Annotated in this window: 18 protein-coding genes; 7 read left to right on the top strand and 11 right to left on the bottom strand. The window is 59.0% G+C overall.

The features are described from left to right. Positions 1–5: 5 nt before the first annotated feature. Both ACOYXJ_RS08925 and ACOYXJ_RS08920 read right to left on the bottom strand, forming a co-directional pair. Positions 6–1790, bottom strand: coding sequence for a GMC family oxidoreductase (locus ACOYXJ_RS08925; protein WP_007911713.1), 1785 nt, complete (start codon positions 1788–1790; stop codon positions 6–8). Between the two features lie 2 nt (positions 1791–1792). Further along, positions 1793–2539 carry a gluconate 2-dehydrogenase subunit 3 family protein gene (locus tag ACOYXJ_RS08920; RefSeq protein ID WP_460369024.1) on the bottom strand — a complete coding sequence of 249 codons (747 nt, stop codon included), beginning with the start codon at positions 2537–2539 and terminating at the stop codon, positions 1793–1795. Between the two features lie 304 nt (positions 2540–2843). Here ACOYXJ_RS08920 and ACOYXJ_RS08915 point away from each other — a divergent pair, with 304 nt between their 5' ends. After that, positions 2844–3491 (top strand): dual specificity protein phosphatase family protein, encoded by a 648-nt coding sequence (locus tag ACOYXJ_RS08915; RefSeq protein WP_460369022.1) that lies wholly within the window; start codon positions 2844–2846, stop codon positions 3489–3491. 4 nt (positions 3492–3495) lie between these two features. Here ACOYXJ_RS08915 and ACOYXJ_RS08910 read toward each other — a convergent pair whose 3' ends face one another. The 3 genes from ACOYXJ_RS08910 to prlC form a co-directional block, all read right to left on the bottom strand. Then, positions 3496–5520, bottom strand: a complete 2025-nt coding sequence (locus ACOYXJ_RS08910) for a M3 family metallopeptidase (protein ID WP_460369020.1) — start codon at positions 5518–5520, stop codon at positions 3496–3498. Positions 5521–5633: 113 nt separating this feature from the next. Next, positions 5634–5927 (bottom strand): YheV family putative zinc ribbon protein, encoded by a 294-nt coding sequence (locus tag ACOYXJ_RS08905; RefSeq protein ID WP_127925333.1) that lies wholly within the window; start codon positions 5925–5927, stop codon positions 5634–5636. Continuing rightward, positions 5924–7975 (bottom strand): oligopeptidase A, encoded by a 2052-nt coding sequence (prlC, locus tag ACOYXJ_RS08900; protein WP_150795085.1) that lies wholly within the window; start codon positions 7973–7975, stop codon positions 5924–5926. The genes ACOYXJ_RS08905 and prlC overlap by 4 nt, the downstream gene beginning before the upstream one ends. A gap of 88 nt (positions 7976–8063) precedes the next feature. On the opposite strand from prlC, the gene ACOYXJ_RS08895 reads away from it, so the two are divergent. Further along, positions 8064–8609 (top strand): gamma carbonic anhydrase family protein, encoded by a 546-nt coding sequence (locus ACOYXJ_RS08895; RefSeq protein ID WP_150795086.1) that lies wholly within the window; start codon positions 8064–8066, stop codon positions 8607–8609. 28 nt (positions 8610–8637) lie between these two features. After that, complete coding sequence (locus ACOYXJ_RS08890) at positions 8638–9288, top strand: HAD family hydrolase (RefSeq protein ID WP_460369017.1); 651 nt, start codon at positions 8638–8640, stop codon at positions 9286–9288. 93 nt (positions 9289–9381) lie between these two features. Here ACOYXJ_RS08890 and ACOYXJ_RS08885 read toward each other — a convergent pair whose 3' ends face one another. Further along, positions 9382–10464 carry an aminopeptidase gene (locus tag ACOYXJ_RS08885; RefSeq protein WP_460369015.1) on the bottom strand — a complete coding sequence of 361 codons (1083 nt, stop codon included), beginning with the start codon at positions 10462–10464 and terminating at the stop codon, positions 9382–9384. A gap of 59 nt (positions 10465–10523) precedes the next feature. Here ACOYXJ_RS08885 and ACOYXJ_RS08880 point away from each other — a divergent pair, with 59 nt between their 5' ends. After that, complete coding sequence (locus tag ACOYXJ_RS08880) at positions 10524–10946, top strand: PA0061/PA0062 family lipoprotein (protein ID WP_150795089.1); 423 nt, start codon at positions 10524–10526, stop codon at positions 10944–10946. A gap of 40 nt (positions 10947–10986) precedes the next feature. Then, on the top strand, positions 10987–11406 hold the full coding sequence (locus ACOYXJ_RS08875; RefSeq protein ID WP_460369013.1) for a PA0061/PA0062 family lipoprotein: 420 nt from the start codon (positions 10987–10989) through the stop codon (positions 11404–11406). A gap of 6 nt (positions 11407–11412) precedes the next feature. Here ACOYXJ_RS08875 and ACOYXJ_RS08870 read toward each other — a convergent pair whose 3' ends face one another. Together ACOYXJ_RS08870 and ACOYXJ_RS08865 are read right to left on the bottom strand one after the other, a co-directional pair. After that, positions 11413–11652, bottom strand: a complete 240-nt coding sequence (locus tag ACOYXJ_RS08870; protein WP_016983452.1) for a DUF1161 domain-containing protein — start codon at positions 11650–11652, stop codon at positions 11413–11415. Between the two features lie 259 nt (positions 11653–11911). Beyond that, positions 11912–12343: an OsmC family protein gene (locus ACOYXJ_RS08865; protein ID WP_150795090.1), complete on the bottom strand. Its 432-nt coding sequence runs from the start codon at positions 12341–12343 to the stop codon at positions 11912–11914. 241 nt (positions 12344–12584) lie between these two features. On the opposite strand from ACOYXJ_RS08865, the gene ACOYXJ_RS08860 reads away from it, so the two are divergent. After that, positions 12585–13586, top strand: a complete 1002-nt coding sequence (locus ACOYXJ_RS08860; protein ID WP_034152274.1) for an LLM class flavin-dependent oxidoreductase — start codon at positions 12585–12587, stop codon at positions 13584–13586. Between the two features lie 279 nt (positions 13587–13865). On the opposite strand, the gene ACOYXJ_RS08855 is transcribed toward ACOYXJ_RS08860, so the two are convergent. Next, on the bottom strand, positions 13866–14090 hold the full coding sequence (locus ACOYXJ_RS08855) for a DUF1161 domain-containing protein (protein WP_150795092.1): 225 nt from the start codon (positions 14088–14090) through the stop codon (positions 13866–13868). A 127-nt stretch (positions 14091–14217) separates the two neighbouring features. Further along, entirely contained in the window at positions 14218–14433 is a 216-nt protein-coding gene (locus ACOYXJ_RS08850) for a dodecin (protein ID WP_016985551.1), read from the bottom strand. Between the two features lie 157 nt (positions 14434–14590). Between ACOYXJ_RS08850 and ACOYXJ_RS08845 the strand changes: the two genes are divergently transcribed. Continuing rightward, the gene (locus ACOYXJ_RS08845) at positions 14591–14917 is read left to right on the top strand and encodes an ElaB/YgaM/YqjD family protein (RefSeq protein WP_007911686.1); all 327 of its coding nucleotides are present in this window, start codon (positions 14591–14593) and stop codon (positions 14915–14917) included. Here the strand turns inward: ACOYXJ_RS08845 and ACOYXJ_RS08840 are convergent. Next, entirely contained in the window at positions 14890–15807 is a 918-nt protein-coding gene (locus ACOYXJ_RS08840) for a LysR family transcriptional regulator (protein ID WP_460369010.1), read from the bottom strand. The genes ACOYXJ_RS08845 and ACOYXJ_RS08840 overlap by 28 nt on opposite strands. Between the last annotated feature and the right edge of the window lie 7 nt (positions 15808–15814).

The raw sequence follows: 15814 nt of genomic DNA, 5'->3' as shown, positions 1-15814 counted from the left end.
GCTCCTTAAGCCTGAACCAGCGGGCCGGGGTTTTTCAGGTACTGCTCGCGAATTGCCTTCGCCGACCAATAGGTCAACGCCGCGACCAGACCGGTCGGGTTATAACCCAGGCCCTGCGGAAATGCCGAAGCACCCGGAACGAAGACGTTGTGCACGTCCCAACTCTGCAGGTAGCGGTTCAGCGCGCTCTTCTTCGGATCGGTGCCCATGATCGCGCCACCGTTAAGGTGGGTGGTCTGGTAAGACGCGGTGTTGAAGTGATCGCCGACCTTCTTGCCGATCACTGCAATCGCTTTCGGCCCCATCGCTTCAGCGACCTTGCCCATTTTCTCGACCATGAAGCGGTTCATCTTGATGTCGTTTTCCTGCCAGTCGAAGGTCATCCGCAGCAGCGGCAAACCGTAGGCATCGCGGTACACCGGATCAAGATCGAGGTAGTTGCCACGATAGGACTGATGCGCGCCGTGGGCGTCCATCGACACCTGGTGGGTGTAGTAATCGGCGGTCGCGCGTTTCCAGTCACTGCCCCACGCCGGGGTGCCCGGCGGGTTCGAGGTGCCGGCAATCGGTCGGCTGCCAGCCTGGTTGACCCACATCGGCGAGCCGCCGACGAAGCCGTGCGGGCCGTGGTCGAAGTTGTCGGCGTTGAAATCGTCCAGCGCCACGCCGTTACCGCCGGCGCCGATGAAGTTGTTGGTGTGGGTGTCCTTGTCGAAGAACGCCTTGATGGTCGCCATGTTCTGGTAGGCGAAGTTACGCCCGACCACGCCTTCGCCGCTGATCGGGTCGTACGGCTTGCCGATGCCGGACAGCAGCATCAGACGCACGTTGTGCAACTGGAACGCGCCGAGAATCACCAGATCCGCCGGTTGCTCGATCTCGCGACCCTGGCCGTCGATGTAGGTCACGCCGGTGGCTTTGGATTTCGTGCTGTCGAGGTTGACGCGCAGTACGTGCGAGTTAGGCCGCAGCTCGAAATTCGGCAGCGGTTTGAGCGCCGGCAGAATGTTCACGTTCGGCGAAGCCTTGGAATACATGTAGCAGACATAACCGCTGCAGAAACCGCAGAAGTTGCACGGGCCCATTTGCGCGCCGTAGGGGTTGGTGTACGGCCCCGAAGTATTCGCGGATGGCAGGTTGTAGGGTTTGTAGCCGACTTCTGTCGCCGCTTTGCCGAACAGCTGTGCGGACACCGTGTTCTTCTGCGCTTCCAGCGGGAACGGGTTGGAGCGGTCCGGCGCGTATGGGTTGCCACCCTTGCCCTGACCGACCAGTTGGCCTTTCACCGTCCACGCTTGGCCCGAGGTGCCGAAGACTTTTTCGGCGAAATCGAAGAACGGCTCCAGTTCTTCATAGCTGACGCCGAAGTCCTGGATGGTCATGTCCTTGGGGATAAAGCTTTTGCCGTAGCGCTCTTCGTAGTGGCTGCGCATGCGCAACTCGATCGGGTCGACCCGGAAGTGCACACCCGACCAGTGCAGGCCGGCACCGCCGACGCCATTGCCCGGCAGGAACGCGCCCAACTGGCGGTTCGGCAGGGCGATGTCATTGACGCTGTGGCGAATGGTGACGGTTTCTTTGGAGATGTCCTGAAAGAGTTTTTTGCGCACGCTGTAGGTGAGTTCGTCGATCACCTGCGGATAGTTGCCGTCGGGGTAGGTGTCCTGCATCGGCCCGCGCTCCAGCGCCAGCACGTTGAGGCCCGCTTCGGTCAGTTCCTTGGCCATGATCGCGCCGGTCCAGCCGAAACCGACGATGACTGCGTCAACCTTCTTCATTACCGTTGCCATGCTTACGCCCTCTCGCCGCGAATCGAAACTGCCGGGAAGGGGTATTGCTCGTTACGTTCCACCCAATCCATGAAATCGGCGCGGGCGCCGGGGAAGCCAATCATGGTCCAGCCGACCATGCCTTTGTTGCCGCCGTGGATCGGGTCGCAGAAGAACCCTTCCTTGGTGTTCTGCAGCAGCAGATTGAAGAAAATCTTCGCCGGGACCGCATCGAATTGCGGCTTGCCCGCTTCAAGTTGCTTGAGCAAATCGTTTCGGGTAGCGCTGTCTTGCTCAGCAAATACTTTACCGTTGATGGATTTTGCCCACTGATCCGTGGCGGCGATGCCGAGGCGATAGATCTCTTTGGGCACCAGTTTGCTCTGCCAACCCATCTCCGGCGCGGCGTCGGCATTGAACGGACCTTGCATGTACCAAAGGGCGCCGGCGGCGTACGGCGTGTTCATCTGGCGGTCGATGTATTCCGGCACACCGGCTTCGAGCGCGCCCGGGCCTTGGGCATCGTTGGGGATCAATTGCGCGACGGCGGCATTGATGAACGCCCATTCTTCGGCGGTGAAATAGTTCGGCTGATACACGCCGGCTTCAGCGCGAGCGGGTTGCGCGGGCGGTGCCGCAGGCAAGGCTTCGGGCGCCGCTTGCAGGACGCTGCTGCCCAGGCTGGTGCCAGCCAGGGTGACCACCGGGATCAAGGTCAGGGATTTGCGCAAAAACTCACGCCGCGGGTTGTCTCGATCTTCATCAGACATGGAGAAGCACCTCATCAGGGCATTAGGGGTGGCCGCTTCTGCGAGCGACTTGAAGATTTTTGTCGAGACGGGACCGGTCTGACCCGGAGAAAAGGGACGCGTCTGCAACATCATGTGACAAATGGTAGCAGGCTAAGGATCCGGATAAACCGATTCAGCGGAAAAAAGTCTGGTTTGTCGCCCCGGCGCGCGATGAAAGCACTCGGATTCACGTTTCTTTGACCAGCGGCTCACGGGGCTTTGACTGCTAACCATAGAAGCTGCGATTCCTTTCATCGATGAATCCCGAAACGGTCACCCCAGCATGTCCCAAGTTCGTTTTCTTTCTGTTTTGTGCCTGTCGCTTTTCGCTCTGTTGCCGCTAATGCCAGCCCAGGCTGCTGCCGGCGCCGCCACTGGCCGCCCGGCTGATTGGGCGCAGACGGTCGAAGTGCAATACAACTTGTTCCAGATGTCGCCGACCCTGTACCGCAGCGCTTTGCCTGACGCCGGCGCGGTGCCGCTGCTGAAAAATCTCAAAGTCGCCACGGTGATCAACTTTCTTCCGGAAGCCGATAGCAATTGGCTGTCCGCACCTGGCATCAACCAGGTGCAGTTGCCCTACCGCACCAATCATGTCGACGACGCTGATGTGCTCAAAACCCTGCGTGCGATTCAGGCTGCCGAAGCCAATGGCCCGGTGTTGATGCATTGCAAGCACGGTTCCGACCGCACCGGCCTGATGGCGGCGATGTACCGAGTGGTGATTCAGGGCTGGAGCAAAGAGGATGCCTTGAGCGAAATGACCCAAGGCGGTTTCGGCGACAGTACCCACTTCAAGGACGGTATTCGTTACATGATGCAGGTGGATGTCGACAAATTGCGCACGGCGTTGGCCAATGGCGATTGCAGTACCAGTGCTTTCGCCACCTGTTCGATGAAAAGCTGGTTCAAGTCCGCCCACGTCGAGTGATCGGTCAGTCCGGTTGCGCTGCTAGATCAGCGGCGACCGACTGGCCCGTAAAGGTTTCCAGCGCGCTGAACAGTGAAGTCGAATCACCAGAGAAGAACGCTTCACGCAGTTCCCGGCCGGTTTGCGCATTGAAGACCCCATCGCGCTCAAAGCGCTTGAACGCTTCACTGGCCAGTACGCCTGACCATTTGTAGGCGTAGACCGAGGCTTCGTAACCGGTCACCAGATAATCGAAACTGTTGGCAAAGCGGCAATAGGCGGGCAGTTGCAGCTGCGGTATTTGTTGCAGCACCGTTTCGAAGCACTGTTGCGCGTTTCGGCCGTTTTCTTCGCTGCGGTGCAATTCCAGATCGAATAAAGCCTCAAGCAGCAACGTGGCGGTATCGCGGCTGGTGTGCGTCGCGATGGCGGCAAGCGCTGACGTTAGCCGTGTGCGGCTTAGTGGCGCACGGGTTTTGTAGTGTACTGACAGCCACTGAAGCAGCTCCTCTGAAAGACCTAATTGTTCGAACAGTTGCCCGGCGAACTCGCCCGTATCACGCCCCAGTTGCGAGATACCCGACAGGTTGTGATGGGGCGAGCGGGTCAGCACCTGTTGCAGGCAATGCCCGAACTCATGGAAAAGCACGCGCAGGTCTTTATGTGAAAGCAGGCAGGGATGCTCGCTGGTCGCGGACGGGAAGTTGCAGTGGAGGATGGCGATCGGCAGGGCTGGCCGGCCCTCGGCATTGATGCGTCGGTTGCGCACAGTATTGGTCAAGGCAAAGTCCGGGGCGTCCTCGCGATGAAACGGATCAACGTAGATGTACCCCATCACCTGATCGTATTCGCTGACTTCCAACAGGCGCACATCCTCGTGCCAATGGCTGAGGTCTTGCTGCTCTGCCAGTTTGATACCGAACAGGTGTTCATTGAACTGGCAGAACCGGCGCAGCGTTTCATCCAGCGGAAAATACTCACGAAGTCCTTTCAGTGTGCTCGCCGAGCGTTGCTGGCGTAATTGCTCAGCAAAAAACTCGAAATCCCAAGCCTGCAGTTCTGCGACGCCCTGCGTTGCGGCGAATGCTTGCAGCGCCTGTATGTCCTGCTCCAGTGATGCGCGAGTGTGCTCGATCTGCTGCTTTAGAAAGTGTTCGACCTGAGCGGGCGAGTTGGCCATGTGATTCGAAAGCCGCAGATGGGCAAAGCTCTCGAAACCCAGCAACCTGGCTTTTTCATGGCGTAACCCGAGTAACTCTTGCAAGACCGGACCGTTGTCGAACTGAAGAGCCTGCGGGCCTTGATCCGAGGCCCGGGTGCAATAAGCGCGGAAATACTCTTCGCGCAAACTCCGGTCTCGCGCATTTTTCATGATGTATTCGTAAGTATTGCGATCCAGCGTCAGCAACCAGCCGCTTTTTCCCGTTCGGCGCGCATTCAGCGCCAGTCGATCCTTGAACGCGGCTGACAGGCCATCGAGCGTCGCCGCGTGGTCAATCTGCTTGCTCCAGGCGGCATTGCTGCGCTCCAGATTGATCTGGAACAATTGCTCCTGAAACTCGATGTCGAGGTTTATCGCGGTTAACCGCTGTCGCTGTTCGGCTGGCAATTCGATGCCCGACAGACGAAAAGCGCGCAGGGTCTTGGCTAACGACGCTTTGCGAAAGTCATCGAAGCTGTCGGCGATCGAACTCTGCTGCAGACGTTGATAGGTGTGATAGAGCTCCAGGTTGGCAAACTTCTGCACCCGATAGCGTGCCGCAGTAATACTGCACAGGGCGCTCTGCTCTACCCAGTCGACATCAGCACTTTTGACCGTCGAGAGCACGTCGATGAGAATCATGGTTTCAGCGAGCCGTGCGTCGGCTTCGGCGACGGCTATCACCAGATCATCCCAGTTGGGGTGGTCGGTCTGGGTGGCGATCACTTCGGCGATGATCTGCTGGTTATCGGCCACGATGGCATTGATGGCGGGTGCCAGGTGCTCGGCCTTTACGTCGGACCAGGCCGGCAGTTGCCAGCGTTGTAGCAGGGGATTGGTAGGGGGCATCGCGTCTTCCTTGACTGCAGGTTGAAAAAATTCAGCCTACGGAGAAAGCGCAAGGGCAAGGCATTAGATAGATACCACCTCGCACCGCTGATTCGGTGCGAGGCAGTCATGGCTCAATTGGGCTGGTCAGGCTTCTTTTTCAGTTTCGGGTTGGGAAAAAACTGCACGGCCTGCACGGTCTTGTCCGGCGCGGGTTTGTTCAGCGCGCTGGTGTTGACCCGCGTGCCCAATTCTTTCGGCACCGAAAGACCTTGCTCGTTGAGTGTGTCGGAGTAACCGCAAGCCACACATTCACGGTGCGGCACGCTGTCCTCGTTCCACATCATCAACTTGTCCGGCTCGCTGCACGCCGGGCAGACTGCCCCGGCGATAAAGCGTTTCTTGGTAATCACAGGCCCCTCACTCATGCTGCCGCGTCCTCACTCAGGCCGCTGTGGCGCAACAGTGCGTCAATCGACGGCTCACGGCCACGGAAGTCGACGAACAGCACCATCGGTGCCTGCGAACCGCCGCGCGCCAGAATCGCTTCGCGGAAGGCGCGACCGGTTTCTGCGTTGAGCACGCCGTCTTCTTCGAACTTCGAGAAGGCATCGGCCGACAGTACTTCAGCCCACTTGTAGCTGTAGTAACCCGCCGCATAACCGCCGGCGAAGATGTGCGCGAAGCTGTTGGGGAAGCGGTTGTAGGCAGGTGGACGCATCACCGAGACCTCGTCACGCACGGCCTCGAGCACTTGCAGCGGACTGCGGCCGTCACCGTGGGTGGCGTGCAATTCGAAGTCGAACAGCGAGAACTCGAGCTGACGGACCATCATCAGGCCGGACTGGAAATTCTTCGCCGCGAGCATTTTTTCCAGCAGGTCCTGCGGCAGCGGCTCGCCGCTTTCGTAATGACCGGAAATCAGCGCGAGACCTTCCGGCTCCCAGCACCAGTTTTCCATGAACTGGCTCGGCAGCTCGACCGCGTCCCAAGCCACACCGTTGATGCCGGAAACACCGGCGTGATCCACGCGGGTCAGCAGGTGATGCAGGCCATGGCCGAATTCGTGGAACAGCGTGGTCACTTCATCGTGGGTCAGCAGCGCAGGCTTGCCGCTGTCGGCCGGGGTGAAGTTGCACACCAGATTGGCCACCGGGCTTTGCAGCACGCCGTCGACGGTACGACGACGGTCGCGCGCGCCGTCCATCCACGCGCCGCCACGCTTGTTGGCGCGGGCATAGAGGTCGAAGAAGAAGCGGCCGACGTGCTGACCGTTTTCCTTGATCTCGAACAGGCGCACGTCCGGGTGCCAGGTATCGAAGCCTTTCTGTTCGGCGATTTCGATGCCGTACAGACGCTGGACGATGGCGAACAGACCGCCCAGCACTTTGTCGATCGGGAAGTAGGCGCGCAGGGTTTCCTGGGCGACGCTGTAGCGTTGTTCACGCAGCTTTTCGCCGTAGAAACCGCTGTCCCAGCTTTGCAGATCGGCGCAGCCTTGTTCGGCGGCATAGGCACGCAGTTGTTGCAGATCCTGTGCGGCAAACGGCTTGCTGCGCTTGGCCAGATCACGCAGGAAGCTCAGCACCTGATCGCTGGACTCGGCCATTTTCGTCGCCAGGCTCAGCTCGGAGAAGCTGGCAAAACCCAGCAGCTTGGCCAGTTCCTGGCGCAGGTCGAGGATCTCTTCCATCACCGGGCCATTGTCATTCTGGCCGGCGTTCGGGCCTTGATCCGAGGCGCGGGTGCAGTAGGCGGCGTAGACTTCTTCACGCAGCGCACGATCTTGCGCGTAGGTCATCACCGCGTAGTAACTCGGGAATTCCAGGGTGATCAGCCAGCCGTCGAGGCCTTTGGCCTGTGCGGCGGCAGCCATTTGCGCCTTGGCCGAATCGGTCAGGCCGGCGAGGGCGGCCTCTTCGGTGACATGCTTGGTCCACGCCTGAGTGGCGTCGAGCAGTTGATTGGAGAAGCGGCTGCCCAGCTCGGACAGTTTGCTTTGCACTTCGGCGTAGCGCTTCTGTTCGGCTTCCGGCAGGTCGATACCCGACAGACGGAAGTCACGCAGGGCGTGTTCCAGAATAGTCTTTTGCGCCACGTCGAAAGTGGCGGCTTCCGGGCTGTTGGCCAGCGCTTCATAAGCCTGGAACAGTTCGCGGTTCTGGCCCATCTCGGTGGAGTAGGCGCTCAGGGCTGGCAGGCACGACTCGTAGGCTTCACGCAGTTCGGCGCTGTTGCACACGGCGTTGAGGTGGCTGACCGGGCTCCAGGCAGCGCCGAGGCGGTCATTGAGTTCGTCCATCGCCAGGACCAGGCCGGCCCATGTAGGGTTCTGGCCTTGAGTCTTGAGAATTTCGGCGATGGCGGCGCGGTTGTCGGCCAGGATCGTTTCGATGGCGGGCAGGACGTGTTCGGCACGGATCGTGGAGAACGGTGGCAGGTCGTAGGACTGCAGCAGAGGGTTGTTCACGCTCACGGTTGGCACCTTGGCTGGGGAAACATTGCCCCATCTTAATTACAATCGACATCATCCGCAGCTATCGGCGACAGAGAGAGAAATTATCGTGTCCGTTCGCAAGTACCAGAATCACACCCCAAGCCTGAGCAAAGGCGCATTTGTCGACAGCTCCGCGGTGGTGATCGGCGACGTCGAAATCGGTGAAGACAGCTCGGTCTGGCCGCTGACCGTGATCCGTGGCGACATGCACCGCATCCGCATCGGTGCGCGCACCAGCGTCCAGGACGGCTGCGTATTGCACATCACCCACGCCGGCCCGTTCAACCCGGACGGCTTCCCGCTGCTGATCGGCGACGACGTGACCATCGCCCACAAAGTCATGCTGCATGGCTGCAGCGTCGGTAGCCGCGTATTGATCGGCATGGGCAGCATCGTCATGGACGGCGCAGTGGTTGAAGACGACGTGATCATCGGCGCCGGCAGCCTGGTGCCACCGGGCAAGCGTCTGCAAAGTGGCTTCCTTTATGTGGGTAGCCCGGTGAAGCAGGTGCGTCCGCTCACCGACAAGGAACAAGCCTTCTTCACCTACAGCGCCGCCAACTATGTGAAGCTCAAGGACCTGCATCTGGCCGAAGGCTACGACCAGCTCTGAATCGCCTTACACCTGATCAGGATTTCTCATGCATTACCAGACCGTACTGTTCGACCTCGATGGCACCCTGACCGACCCGCGTGAGGGCATCACCCGTTCCATCCAGTTCGCCCTTGCCAAGCTCGGTATCGATGAGCCGGACCTGACCAAGCTGGAGCACTTCATCGGCCCGCCGTTGTTGCAGGCGTTCATGCAGTTCTACGATTTTGATGAAGCCAAGGCGTGGCAGGCGGTGAATTTCTACCGCGAACGCTTCAAGGTCACGGGCCTGTATGAAAACCGTGTGTTCGACGGCGTTACGCCGTTGTTGGAAACCCTGAGCGGGCAGGGCCGGCAGCTGTACATCGCCACCTCGAAGCCGTGGGAATTTGCCCGCGAGATTGCCCGGCACTTTGATTTCGCCCGGCACTTCAAGGTGATCTATGGCAGCGAGCTGGACGGCACGCGGACCAACAAGGTTGAGCTGATTGCGCATCTGATCAAGGAAGAAGGGCTGGATCCGGCGAATACGCTGATGATCGGCGATCGTAAGCATGACCTGATCGGGGCGCGCAGCAATGGGCTGGATGCGGCGGCGGTCGGTTATGGGTTTGGCAGTTTTGAAGAGTTGGATGCCGAAGCGCCGGCTTATCACTTTGAAACGCTGGACGAGTTACATCAGGCGTTTCTGCAGCACTGATCAAATTGCCTTCGCGAGCAGGCTCGCTCCCACATTTGGAACGCGTTCCCCTGTAGGAGTGAGCCTGCTCGCGATGGCGACCTTTCAGCCAGCTCAGACTTTCGGATCTGCCAGTGCTTTCAGCGCCGCCTTACGCTCAGCCACCGGCAACCCACCCAACCGCTCAACCTCCGCATAAAACCTCAACCAATCCCCCCCGACCTTTTTGAACAACGCTGCAAACCCCGGCACCCACTGGTCATACAGCCCAAACGGCAACAACCGCGCATTGTTCAGCGGCGCATTCACCCAGGCGTCATAACGCTTGTCCCCAGCCCACTGGGTGTCTCGCTTCACCCGATAGTCCCGGCGAAACTGCTCGAACTCCGCTGCTTTGCGTTCACGCATTTGCTCAACCGGCAATGGCTGGGCATACAGTTTTTCCAGCCGTGAACGAGTATCGAGGACCAATTCAATAAACTGATCACGCTGCTTCAGCCGCGAATCGGTATCCGCCGGCAACCCACGAAACGCCCGCCACTGCCGCGTACCTTCCTGTTCGACAAACGTGGCAAACGACTCATTGAACTCGGTGTCGTCCTTCACATAGAAGCGCTGATGCGCCAGTTCATGAAAGATCAGCGTGGCCAGACGCTCATCGCCCCAGCCCATCATCGAGTTAAGGATCGGATCGTTGAACCAGCCCAGCGTCGAGTAAGCCTCAACGCCGCCGATCGACACGTCCATGCCTTGCAAGCGCTGAATCGCTGCTTCACCGCGCGCAGCGCTCTGGCTGTAGTAACCGCGATAGGCCACGCAGCCGGCAATCGGGAAGCAATGGTTCTGCGGCGTCAGGGAGAACTCCTGAGTGGCGAACACATTCCACACCACATACGGTCGATGAATGTCGGCGTAGAGGCGATAGCTCTGGTTGTCCGGCAAATGCAGATGCTCGCTGGCAAAGGCGCGGGCCTTCTGCGATTGAGCCAAGTGCGCGCGCAGTGTCGCGTCGCGGTTCGGGTCGTTGATCACCTTTTCCACAGGCTCGCGCGCCTGCAGCAATTGCAACTGACCGCTGGCCAACTGAGCGTAATAGCTGACGCTGGCGCAACCGTTGAGCAACAAAAACATCACACCCGGAAACAAAACCCGAAAAACGCGATCAAGTAACCCAAGGCTTGGAAACGGCCTGATCAAAATAAGAAATCCCCCGGAAAGTCTGCCCGCAAGACTATCCCGCCTAAAGGAGCACTGCTATGCGCATGTTGATGCTGTCAGGAAGCCTGCTGACGCTGGCCGGTTGTGCCGGATTCGGAATGCCCGACCCTGATCCCTCGCAAGCCTGGATCGATCTCGATGCCCGGCAACAGGACACGACCCTGCAAGCGCTCAAGGTCGACAGCCAGGCCGCAATCGATAAACGGTATTTCGAAGTACAGCCCGGCAGCCATGAATTGAAAGTGCGTTATCAATTCCCGGTTGAGGCGACCAACATCGGCCCTGATGCCGAGCCGTTGTGGCGCGATTGCCAGTTGAACGTGAAATTCAAGGATTTCAATGCCGGCCAGCGTTATCAGTTGCAGGCGGGCAGCATCGGTTTCCGGCCTTGGGCCAGGCTTTATGATGAGCAGCGCAAAGTCGTTGGGCAGGGCACACCGGCGGGCTGCCAGAAGACCTGATCGGCGGTATGCTGGATGTCCACATCAAAGGACATTGATCATGCGCAGGTTGACGTTGTTGCTGGTAGGAAGTGTGCTTGCCGGCTGTCAGAGCCCGCTGCCAGCGGTCGATCCGCAAATGGCCTGGGTCGACTTTTCGATGCCGACACCCGGTGGCAAGGTGCTGATGGCTGAACGCCTGGATAATCAGCGTCTGCGCGACGGGCGTTTTTTCCAGGTCACGCCGGGCAGCCATGAACTGACGGTGCGCTTCGATTTCGAGATTTTCGGCGGCGGTCAGGGAATGGATACCGATCCGCAGGAACGCCTGTGCTACATGACCGTGCCCTTTGACCACTTCGAAGCCGGGCATCGTTACCGGCTCGAAGCACGATCGCTGGCCTTCACGCCAAGCGCCCGGTTGATCAATCGTCAGGGGCAGATCGTTGCCGAAGAACGGCAGATCAACTGCGTGCCTTAAGCGTTATCAGGAGTCGTTCTTCTGATAGATGATCGCTTTGGTGCCGTTCTCACACGAACCCACCACCATGGCGATGTCGTGTTTGGCTGCCTCTTCCTTGCTGACGATTTCCAGCGTGTACGAGGGCACGGCGTTGGCCTGAATCTTCACTTCGATTTCGTTTTTCAGTTCTTCGCAACTTTTGGGTGCCGCAATAACAGAAGTGGCCAGTGCACTGCAGAGGATCGCCAAGCCAATACGTTTCATGAGTGAAGCTCCCTGAGGCAGCGCGCACGGGTGTGCGCTGAAGCTGCTGTCATGTATTCGACCATATTTCCATAAAACGAGTTCTGACTTCGCTCACAAGATGTACGCACACTTTCTGATTTGCGGTGATGTTGAGATCGCTATCGCGAGCAGGCTCACTCCTACATTTGATCTCCGGCGGACACAATTTCTGTGATCGACCGAAATTCCCTGTAGGAGTGAGCCTGCTCGCGATAGCGTCAGACCTGCTAACTCCGAATTAACTGACCAACGTCGCCTCAAGGCTGATCTGCGCATTCAGCACTTTCGACACCGGGCACCCTTCCTTGGCCTTTTTGCTCAGCTCATCAAACTGTGCCTGCGTGGCTCCCGGGATTTTCGCTTTGAGGATCAGCTTCACCGCGGTAATCGCGAACCCGCCATCGACCTGATCAAGGGTCACTTCCGCCTGAGTGTCGATGCTGTCAGCCTTGAGGCCGGCATCGCCCAAAATCATCGAAAACGCCATGGAAAAACAACCGGCATGCGCCGCGCCGATCAGTTCTTCCGGGTTGGTGCCCTTGCCACCCTCAAAGCGCGCCTTGAAACCGTATGGGGCTTCTCTGAGTACGCCGGTTTCAGTGGAAATCGAGCCGATACCGGTTTTCAGATCACCTGCCCAATGTGCCGATGCTTTCTTCACGATAGCCATGTCTTCCTCCTCGTCTCTGGCGCGGAAACGCCGCGTCGTCGTGGTTTTTGCTTGCAAGGCTTCTGAGGATAGACGCCGGAACAAAGTTCAGCCCGGTTGAATCGTTGACTTTTTTAGTAGGAAATTTCGACTCGGCTATTGAAACTCGGGTATATGCCCTCATTGCATAAAACACGCTTATGAATTCGGCAGGTTTTCGTTTGTATCAACAACCTGCCTCCCGACTCGGAGACGCAGGTTTATGAAGCAACTGTCCGACGTAAAATTTTCCACCCTCGATCTGGTGCCGGTGCGCGAGAACGGCAGCCCGGCGCAATCGCTGCGCAACTCGCTGGATCTGGCGCAGCACGTCGAGAAATTCGGCTATACGCGGTTCTGGGTGGCTGAACACCACAACATGGACGGCATCGCCAGTTCCGCCACTTCAGTGCTGCTCGGTTATCTGGCGGGCGGGACGTCGACCATTCGCGTCGGCTCCGGCGGCGTGATGCTGCCCAACCATGCGCCGCTGGTGATTGCCGAGCAGTTCGGCACGCTGGAAAGCCTGTATCCGGGTCGGATCGACCTCGGCCTGGGCCGCGCACCCGGTTCCGATCAGATGACGGCTCGGGCGTTGCGCCGTGAACGCTCCGGCAGCGCCGATGATTTCCCCGAAGATGTCGCCGAACTGGTGCGCTACCTCGGCCCGCGTACCCCGGATCAGCGCGTGATTGCCATGCCGGGCACCGGCACCAACGTGCCGATCTGGCTGCTGGGTTCCAGCCTGTTCAGTGCGCAACTGGCCGGTGAGCGCGGTTTGCCTTACGCCTTCGCCTCGCATTTCGCCCCGCGTTTCATGCATGAGGCGATCCGCGTTTATCGCAATCACTTCAAGCCTTCGGCGGTGCTCGACAAGCCGTACGTGATGCTCGGTGTGCCGCTGGTGGCGGCAGATACCGATGAACAAGCCGATTACCTGGCGACTTCGGTGTACCAGCGCATTCTTGCTTTGATGCGTGGGCAGAGTCTGGTGCAGCGTCCGCCGGTGAAAACCATGGACGGCCTGTGGCTACCGCATGAGCGTGAGGCGGTGGGGGATTTCCTCGGTCTGGCGATGGTGGGCAGCCCGCAGAAGATTCGCGCCAAGCTGGAGGTGTTGGTTGAGCAGACGCAGGCGGATGAGCTGATTTTTACCAGTGATCTCTACGAACACGCCGATCGCGTGCATTCCTATGAGTTATTGGCGCAGGTCATGAAGGGCTGAAAAGCCCCTCACCCTAGCCCTCCCGAAACGTCGGACCGCCCGGAGGGAGAGGGGACTGATCGAGGTGTTCTCGCGCTCGACATCGACCTGAAAAATCGGGTCGAACTCAGGGTCTGAACAGCCCCCGATCTGCTCCCTTTCCCCTCTACCCCTTGGGGGCGGTCCGACGTTTCGGGAGGGCTGGGGTGAGGGGGTTCGATTTCAAATCCACCAAAAATCCCAAATCCCGGACACAAAAAAGCCGACGCCTTCACGTCGGCTTTTGCATTTCAGTCACGATCAACCGCGCTTGTAGACGATTTCCTTGGAGCCAGCTTCGCAGGTGCCAACGACGTCGCCACCAGCGGCTGCGCCCTTATCGACAATCTCCAGCGAATACCCGGAAACGCCCTTGGCATCCAGCTTCGCCGCAATCTCGCTTTTCAGCTCTTCACATGGCTTACCGGCAGCAAACGCACCACCCGCAAGGCTCAACAAACCTACTGCCAACATGAACTTCTTCATCGGTCGCACTCCCTGGTCGGATTAAAAGAGGCGGGCATCGAGCGTTCACCCGATGCACTCACCCTGTAGCGCTTTGCCATTCCTATGGCACTCGGCCAGCGCGCAAGTTCAGAAGACTAGACCAAACTCAGCTGCTGGCAATCTTGAAGCCCACTTTCAATGTCACCTGAAAGTGCGCTGCCTTGCCGTCCTTGATGTGACCACGGGTTTCGGTCACTTCAAACCACTCCAGGTTGCGAATGGTCTTGTTTGCTTCAGCAATTGCGTTGTTGATGGCGTCTTCGATGCTGCTGGTCGACGAACCGACCAGCTCGACTTTCTTGTAGGTGTGATGGTCACTCATGGCGATCTCCTTGGCGTGTGGAATTGAGACTAGCAGTGAATCTGCACTGTTGAATTCGGTGGCTGCGCGCGGGCGAAGTTCAGATTTTCTGCACTTTCTCAAACCGCTGAAGTCCCAACCAACACACGCCACTCATCACCAATGCAGGAGAGCCACCATGGCCAACACCTCTTTACGTAAAGCCTCGTTGCAAAGCATGGAAGCCGAGATCGAGAGTCTGCTCAAATCGTTGGAAAGCTTGAAGGACGACGCTTCGGACGAGTCGCGCAAGACCCTCAAGGCGCTGAAAAGCAATGCCGAAAGCGCGCTGAAACATTCGCGTCACCTGCTCAGCGATGCCTATGAAGAAGTCAAAGTGAAAACCCGCGAAACCGGGATCGCCACCCGTGATTACGCCCAGGAGCATCCGTGGACGACGGCCGGTGTGGCAGTCGGTGCGATTGGTCTGCTCGCGGCTTACTTGCTGTTCAAGCGCGGCGAGTGATCCGTCTGGCGCAGCTCGTTCTTGAGCCATTGCGCCAGTTGCCGGGCGCGCCCGTCCGCGGCGCGCTTGGGTAGCCACAACGCCAGTTGCGCCGGGGTTTCACAGAAGCCCCAAGGCGCAACCAGGCGACCGGCCTTCAAATCTTCTGTTACCAGCGGCTCCGGCGCGATGGCCACGCCGAGACCGGCGACGGCTGCTTCCAGCAAATAATACAAATGCTCGAAACCTTGTCCCAACTTCAACGCCTTGGCGTCGAGGTGGTTTTGCTGTGCCCAGCTTGGCCAGGCTTGTGGGCGGGAAGTGGTGTGCAGCAGCGGTTCATCAAGCAATGCTGAGGCTGGCGCGCTTTGCAAGCGTTGGTAACCGCTGAACAATGGGCTCATGACCGGGCCGATGCGTTCTGCCGCCAGTTCATAAACCTGCATATCCGCAGGCCACGGTGGTTCGGCGAAGAGCAGCAAGGCATCCAGTCCCGGACGTCGTGGATCGAGATCGCCTTCACCCGCCGACAGATGCAGACGCAAATCCGGAAGATCGGCATTCAATCGCCCCAGACGCGGAATAAACCAGCGGGCCAGCAGACTTCCAGAGCAACCCAGGACGAACGGCGCATCAGCGGTGCTTTGCGTCAGCTCTGCGCAGACGCTGCGCAACCGGTCGAACGCTTCGCCACTGGCATCACGCAAACGCATGCCGGCATCTGTGAGTTTCAAGCCGCGTCCATCCTTGACGAACAGACTGACGCCCAGGTGTTCTTCCAGCACCTTGAGCTGCCGACTGACCGCGCCATGGGTAACGTGCAGCTGCTCGGCAGCCTGACTGACACTGTTCAGCCGGGCGGTCGCTTCGAACGCGCGCAAGGCGTTCAGCGGAGGAAGGTCGTGGCTCATGATATCT

It is taken from the genome of Pseudomonas sp. Tul2A7 (genome assembly GCF_054790505.1).
The sequence above is the reverse complement of the archived record's forward strand: the minus strand, read 5'-3'. Positions and strand labels throughout refer to the sequence as shown.

Excerpts from the sequence above, each read along its gene's own strand:
- ACOYXJ_RS08925 (WP_007911713.1), bottom strand. The coding sequence starts at position 1,790 with ATGGCAACGGTAATGAAGAAGGTTGACGCAGTCATCGTCGGTTTCGGC.
- ACOYXJ_RS08920 (WP_460369024.1), bottom strand. The coding sequence starts at position 2,539 with ATGTCTGATGAAGATCGAGACAACCCGCGGCGTGAGTTTTTGCGCAAA.
- ACOYXJ_RS08915 (WP_460369022.1), top strand. The coding sequence starts at position 2,844 with ATGTCCCAAGTTCGTTTTCTTTCTGTTTTGTGCCTGTCGCTTTTCGCT.
- ACOYXJ_RS08910 (WP_460369020.1), bottom strand. The coding sequence starts at position 5,520 with ATGCCCCCTACCAATCCCCTGCTACAACGCTGGCAACTGCCGGCCTGG.
- ACOYXJ_RS08905 (WP_127925333.1), bottom strand. The coding sequence starts at position 5,927 with ATGAGTGAGGGGCCTGTGATTACCAAGAAACGCTTTATCGCCGGGGCA.
- ACOYXJ_RS08890 (WP_460369017.1), top strand. The coding sequence starts at position 8,638 with ATGCATTACCAGACCGTACTGTTCGACCTCGATGGCACCCTGACCGAC.
- ACOYXJ_RS08880 (WP_150795089.1), top strand. The coding sequence starts at position 10,524 with ATGCGCATGTTGATGCTGTCAGGAAGCCTGCTGACGCTGGCCGGTTGT.
- ACOYXJ_RS08875 (WP_460369013.1), top strand. The coding sequence starts at position 10,987 with ATGCGCAGGTTGACGTTGTTGCTGGTAGGAAGTGTGCTTGCCGGCTGT.
- ACOYXJ_RS08870 (WP_016983452.1), bottom strand. The coding sequence starts at position 11,652 with ATGAAACGTATTGGCTTGGCGATCCTCTGCAGTGCACTGGCCACTTCT.
- ACOYXJ_RS08865 (WP_150795090.1), bottom strand. The coding sequence starts at position 12,343 with ATGGCTATCGTGAAGAAAGCATCGGCACATTGGGCAGGTGATCTGAAA.
- ACOYXJ_RS08860 (WP_034152274.1), top strand. The coding sequence starts at position 12,585 with ATGAAGCAACTGTCCGACGTAAAATTTTCCACCCTCGATCTGGTGCCG.
- ACOYXJ_RS08855 (WP_150795092.1), bottom strand. The coding sequence starts at position 14,090 with ATGAAGAAGTTCATGTTGGCAGTAGGTTTGTTGAGCCTTGCGGGTGGT.
- ACOYXJ_RS08850 (WP_016985551.1), bottom strand. The coding sequence starts at position 14,433 with ATGAGTGACCATCACACCTACAAGAAAGTCGAGCTGGTCGGTTCGTCG.
- ACOYXJ_RS08845 (WP_007911686.1), top strand. The coding sequence starts at position 14,591 with ATGGCCAACACCTCTTTACGTAAAGCCTCGTTGCAAAGCATGGAAGCC.
- ACOYXJ_RS08840 (WP_460369010.1), bottom strand. The coding sequence starts at position 15,807 with ATGAGCCACGACCTTCCTCCGCTGAACGCCTTGCGCGCGTTCGAAGCG.